Here is a 5,142-nt window from a genome sequence, read left to right as displayed (position 1 = left end):
CCCCCCGCCCCCCCCCCCGCGCCCCCCCCCCCCCCCCCGCCCCCCCCCCCCCCCCCCCGCCCCCCGCCACGTTGCCGCAACACCGCCGCAACGGTCGGTCACTACGGTCGCAGTGTTCCCGCCCCCGACCCCCGGAAGGCTCCGTCATGCGCAGCCGGACCACCCTCGCCGCCCTCGCGCTGACGGCGCTCGCCGTCGCCGTACCCCGCGCCGACGCCGGGGAGTTCGGGCCGCTGCCGCCCGCGAACCCGTACACCGCCGCCACCGGCACCGCCACCATGCACGGCGACACCGCCAACTCCGACACCACCCCCTACGCCGGCACCGGCACCGGGGCCGTCACCTACCGGCGCACCGCCCTGCAGTCCGCGTGCCCCACCGTCACGGCGGGCGGCGACGGACTCGTCGTGGCCCTGTGCACCCGCATCTTCGGCCGCAACCCCGTCGTCCACCTCCTCGACCCCGCCGACGGCGACCGGCTGGCGAGCTACGACCTCCCCAAGGGCAGCCTCTTCGGCGGCGTCTACGCCTACCTCGACCACGACGACCGGCTCGTCACCGTCGACCCCGACGGCAACCTGCTGCGCATCGGCCACCACCGCACCGCCGCCGGCGGCTGGGAGCTGCGCGCCGACGCCACCGTCCCGCTCGGCGCCGCCGCGGCGGGCGGCGTGGTGGGCCTGTCCCCGGACTGGCGGGGCAACGTCTGGTTCGCCACCCCCGGCGGCACGGTCGGCGTCGTCACCCCGGCCGGCAGCGTGCACACCCTCGCCCTGCCCGCCGGCGAGACGATCGCCAACTCCCTGTCCACCGTCCCCGGCCAGACCGCCGTCACCACCAGCCACGCCCTGTACGCCCTCACCGCCGACGCGGACGGCGTCCCCGCCGTCCAGTGGCGGCGCGCCTACGACCGCGGCACCGCCCGCAAACCGGGCCAGCTGTCCTGGGGCACCGGCGCCACCCCGGTCTACTTCGGCCCCGGCGACGGCACCGACTACCTGGCGATCACGGACAACGCCGACGGCCGGGAGAACCTCGTCGTCCGCCGGCGCGACGGCTCCGAGGTGTGCACCGTGCCCGTCGTGGACGGCACCGAGGACGCCGTGATCGCCACCGGCCGCAGCGTCTTCGTCACCTCCACCTACGGCTACCCCTACCCGGCGCTGCCGGACGACGCCGGCGCCTCCCGGCCCGCCTCCGCGTCCTTCGCCGGCGGGCTGGCCCGCGTGGACGTGGACGCCGACGGCGAGGGCTGCCACCCGGTGTGGAGCAACGGCTCCAAGAGCGCCGCCCTGCCCCGGCTGTCGGTGGCCGACGGCCGCGTCTACACGGTCACCGTCACCGGACCGACCGACAGCGCGGTGGGCACCGACACCTTCGCCGCGTACCACTACGCCGTCCTCGACTCCGCCACCGGCCGGACGCTGAGCACCCGGTACCTCGGCATCGGGCTCCTCTACAACCCGTTGCAGATGACCGGCACGACGACCGCCGACGGCACCTTCTGGCAGGGCACCGCCACCGGCGTGGTCGCGGTGCGGCGCGCCTCCTGAGCGGGGACGCCGGCCGCTGAGTGGTGAGCCCGCGTCCTCTGAGCCGTTCGCGGGCTCACCCCGGCGGGGCCGCGTCGTGGCCGCCGCCGTGGCGCGCGGTCCGGCGGGCCCCGGGCCCGGCCGGCGCCCGGCGTACGGCGATGAGCGCGACGTCGTCGCCGAGGCGCCCGCCGGTGTGGGCGATCAGATCGCGCTGGACGTGGTCGAGCAGGGCGCCCGGCGGACAGCCGGACCACCGCGCGGCGCGCTGCGCGAACGGATAGAACACGCCGTGCCGGTCCCGCGCCTCGATGACCCCGTCCGTGTACAGCACCAGCGTGTCCTCGGCGCCGAAGGGCACCTCGTCCACCACCCCGCCGTCCGGGTCGGTCAGCCCGACCCCGAGCGGCGGCGCCGGACTCAGCTCCGGCACCGTCACCCGGCTGTCCGGACCGAGCAGCAACGGCGCCACATGCCCGCAACTGGTCATGCGGATGACCGGGGCGTCGTCCGGGATCTCCAGCAGCAGCGCGGTGACGAACCGTTCCCCCGACTCCTCCTCCGGCTCGAAGTCGGCCAGGTAGCGGGCGACGCTCCGCTCCAGGGAGGCGGCGAGCGCCGGCAGGGCGGTGTGGTGGTGGGCCGTCTCGCGGAAGGCGCCGAGCAGCAGCGCCGCCTCCCCGATGGCCGGCAGCCCCTTGCCCCGTACATCGCCGATCAGTACGCGCGCCCCGCCGGGCGTCCGGGTGGCGGCGTACAGGTCGCCGCCGATCGACGCCTCGTCCTCGGCGGCCAGATAGCGGCTGGCCAGCTGGAGCGAGCCCAGCCGTTCCGGCAGCGGCCACAGCAGCACCCGCTGCGCCGCCTCGGCGACCGACCGGACCTGCGCCAGCTCCCGGCGGCGCCGGTCGCGCACCAGGGACAGCGCCACGACGAAGGCGGACAGCAGCGCCAGGGCGATCACCTGCACGACGAAGCTGCGCGTGGACAGCACCCCCGAGCGCCAGCCGATGAGCCCCTGCGCCGCGACCGCCGCGATGCCCACCCCTCCGGTCGTCCACGGACCCTCCGACCAGGCGGCGATCGCGGGAGCGATGACCAGGAGCGGGCCGAGGACGATGTCGGCGGGGGCGACGATGTCGGCGACGGTGATGAGGACGACGAGCGCGACCGCCACCAGCAGCGGCGCATGGCTCGACAGCCATGGCCGTGCACGCGGGACGAAGCGTTCCTGCCAGGAGGCCACGCCTCCCACAGTGCCCGCGGTGACCGCGCCGCGCATCACGGAGCCGGTCCATGGCGTGGCGGTACGCCCCGCACGCCCGTCCGAGCACGACCGCCTCGCCCCGGCCCCGGGGACGGAGTCCGCGCCCACCCGCCGGGGCGAGGCTGCCCGTGGGTCGGGGACGGAGGCTGCCGCCCGCCGGGGCGAGGCCGCCCGCGGGTCGGGGACGGAGGCTGCCGCCCGCTGGGACAGTGCGGAGGCCGCCCACCGGGACGCCGACAGCCCCGCCGGCTCGCCGCGGGCCGCTCCGCCCACCGGGGCGCGGGGCCGCTCGGCCGGAAGGAAGCTACCGCCCGCCGGAACGCCGACAGCGCCGCCCGCTCGTTCGCGCGGTGAGAGCCCGTCCGCCCACTTGGGCGGACGGGCTGTCCGTCCGTCGGAGCGGGGACTGTCCCGCTCGCCCGACGAAAGTCGCCCCCTCCGCCCGGGCGAAGGCCGCCCGCCGCACCGGGACCGAGGCTGTGTCGGCGGGCCGGAGGCCGACCGCACGCCGGCAAGAGCCGGCTCCCGCCCGCAAGAGCCGAGCCTTGCCCGCTCGTCGGGGCGACGGCTCCCGGGCTGGTTGGAACGCGGGCTGTCCCGGTCAGCGGCACTGAGGCTGCCCGTTGGAGCGGGGGTCGTGCCGCTCGGCGGAATCCGGGCTGTCCGGTGGGGCGGAGCGGTCCCGTCCGTCCAGGTGCCCCCGCCCCGCTCGCCGAGCCGGCGGCCGTGTGGGGTGGGGGCGATTCCCGGACATCACCCGTCGCGGACACCCGTCCGCACCGCTCCCGTTGCCTAGCATGAGGCCGTCACGGACGGCTCGGCCCCGGGGAGGACCGGAATGCGGATGCCCGGCCCCGGCGCGCGGTCACCGCGGACATGGGCCGCCGCCGCACTGGCCCTGGCGTTCGGCGCGACCGGCCTGCTGCTGGTCCTCCCGCACACCCCGCACCGCGCGGACGCCGCGCCGGACGGGCTGCCGTACACCACCGTCGAGGTGTCGCCGGGCGGCTGCGGGCGCGGCTGGGACCGCCCGGCGCCCGGCCTCCAGGTGTTCCGCCTGCACAACACCTCAGGCCGGGCCGCCGAGGCCTATCTGGAGGAGCGGAGCGGCGGCGCCGTCCTCGGCGAGGCCGAGGGCATCGGCCCGGGCGCCACCCGGTCCCTGACCGTCCGCCTCGGCACGGGCGCGTACGCCTTCCGCTGCGTGCCCGAGGACGCCGACGCGGTCACCGGCCCCACGGTCCGCGTCGACCGCGGCCGCCCCGGCCCGGCCGCCGCGCCCGTCACCGCCCACGACCTCGTCCCCCCGGCGATTGCCTACCAGAAGTGGGTCGCCCGAGGCCTCGACGAGGTGGTCCGCCTGACCGGACGGCTGCGCGCCGCCGTCGACCGGGGCGACCTCGCCGCGGCCCGTACGGCCTGGCTCCCGGCCCATCTCCAGTACGAGCGGCTCGGCGCGGCCTACGACGCCTTCGGCGACGCCGACGGCCGGATCAACGGCACCGACGCGGGCTTGCCCGGCGGGGTCCGCGATCCGGCGTTCACCGGCTTCCACCGCATCGAGTACGGGCTGTGGCACAGCGCGACGGCGGGCTCCCTGCGCGCTCCGGCCGCCGCGCTGGCCGGCGCCGTCACCGCGCTGCGCGAGGAGTGGGCGCAGGCCCGGATGGACCCGGCCCAGCTCGGGCTGCGGGCCCACGAGATCCTGGAGAACACCGTGCAGTTCGAGCTGACCGCACGCACCGACTACGGCAGCGGCAGCAACCTCGCCACCGCCCGCGCCAACCTCGACGGCACCCGGGCGGTACTGGCCCGCCTGCGCCCGCTGCTCAGCACCCGCTACCCGGGCCTGCCCGTGCTGGACCGGCGGCTGGAGCGCGCCGAAGCCCTCCTCGACGGCTTCCGCCACGGCACCCGCTGGACGCCCCTGTCCCGCCTGACCCGCACGCAACGCGAACGCACCGACGCGGCCCTCGGCGACCTGGTCGAACGCCTCTCCTCCGTCGCCACCCTGTGCGACCCCCGGAGGACGGCATGAACGGCGACGACCGGACGCCCCGGCCCCACCCCTCCGCGCCCTCCGGCCCGTCTGCGCCCTCCGGCCCGTCTGCGCCCTCCGGCCCGTCTGCGCCCTCCGGCCCGTCCGCGCCGTCCGGCCCGTCTGCGCCGTCCGGCCCGTCTGCGCCCTCCGGCCCGTCTGCGCCCTCCGGCCCGTCTGCGCCCTCCGGCCCGTCCGCGCCGTCCGGCCCCTCTGCGCCGTCCGGCCCCTCCGCGCCCTCCGGCCCGTCCACGCCGCCCGGCCCGTCCGCGTCCCCCTCCCCCGCCGCGCCCGCCACCGCCGCC

At 77.8% G+C, this 5,142-nt stretch carries 3 protein-coding genes; 2 read left to right on the top strand and 1 reads right to left on the bottom strand.

All coding sequences use genetic code 11. From position 1 onward, the window contains the following. Window positions 1–146: 146 nt before the first annotated feature. Complete coding sequence (locus tag K7787_RS31145) at window positions 147–1,553, top strand: SMP-30/gluconolactonase/LRE family protein (protein WP_223003689.1); 1,407 nt, start codon at window positions 147–149, stop codon at window positions 1,551–1,553. A 55-nt stretch (window positions 1,554–1,608) separates the two neighbouring features. Here K7787_RS31145 and K7787_RS31140 read toward each other — a convergent pair whose 3' ends face one another. Continuing rightward, window positions 1,609–2,814 (bottom strand): PP2C family protein-serine/threonine phosphatase, encoded by a 1,206-nt coding sequence (locus tag K7787_RS31140; RefSeq protein WP_223003688.1) that lies wholly within the window; start codon window positions 2,812–2,814, stop codon window positions 1,609–1,611. An 823-nt stretch (window positions 2,815–3,637) separates the two neighbouring features. Here K7787_RS31140 and K7787_RS31135 point away from each other — a divergent pair. Next, window positions 3,638–4,837, top strand: a complete 1,200-nt coding sequence (locus K7787_RS31135) for an EfeM/EfeO family lipoprotein (RefSeq protein ID WP_223003687.1) — start codon at window positions 3,638–3,640, stop codon at window positions 4,835–4,837. The last annotated feature ends 305 nt before the right edge of the window (window positions 4,838–5,142 follow it).

Origin of the sequence: Streptomyces sennicomposti, assembly GCF_019890635.1 — a bacterium.
Taxonomy (GTDB): domain Bacteria; phylum Actinomycetota; class Actinomycetes; order Streptomycetales; family Streptomycetaceae; genus Streptomyces; species Streptomyces sennicomposti.
Note: the sequence above shows the minus strand (reverse complement) of the source record. Positions and strands in the feature narration are given on the sequence as shown.

Coding starts and splice junctions, on each gene's coding strand:
- K7787_RS31140 (WP_223003688.1), bottom strand. CDS start 2,814: ATGCGCGGCGCGGTCACCGCGGGCACTGTGGGAGGCGTGGCCTCCTGG.
- K7787_RS31135 (WP_223003687.1), top strand. CDS start 3,638: ATGCGGATGCCCGGCCCCGGCGCGCGGTCACCGCGGACATGGGCCGCC.
- K7787_RS31145 (WP_223003689.1), top strand. CDS start 147: ATGCGCAGCCGGACCACCCTCGCCGCCCTCGCGCTGACGGCGCTCGCC.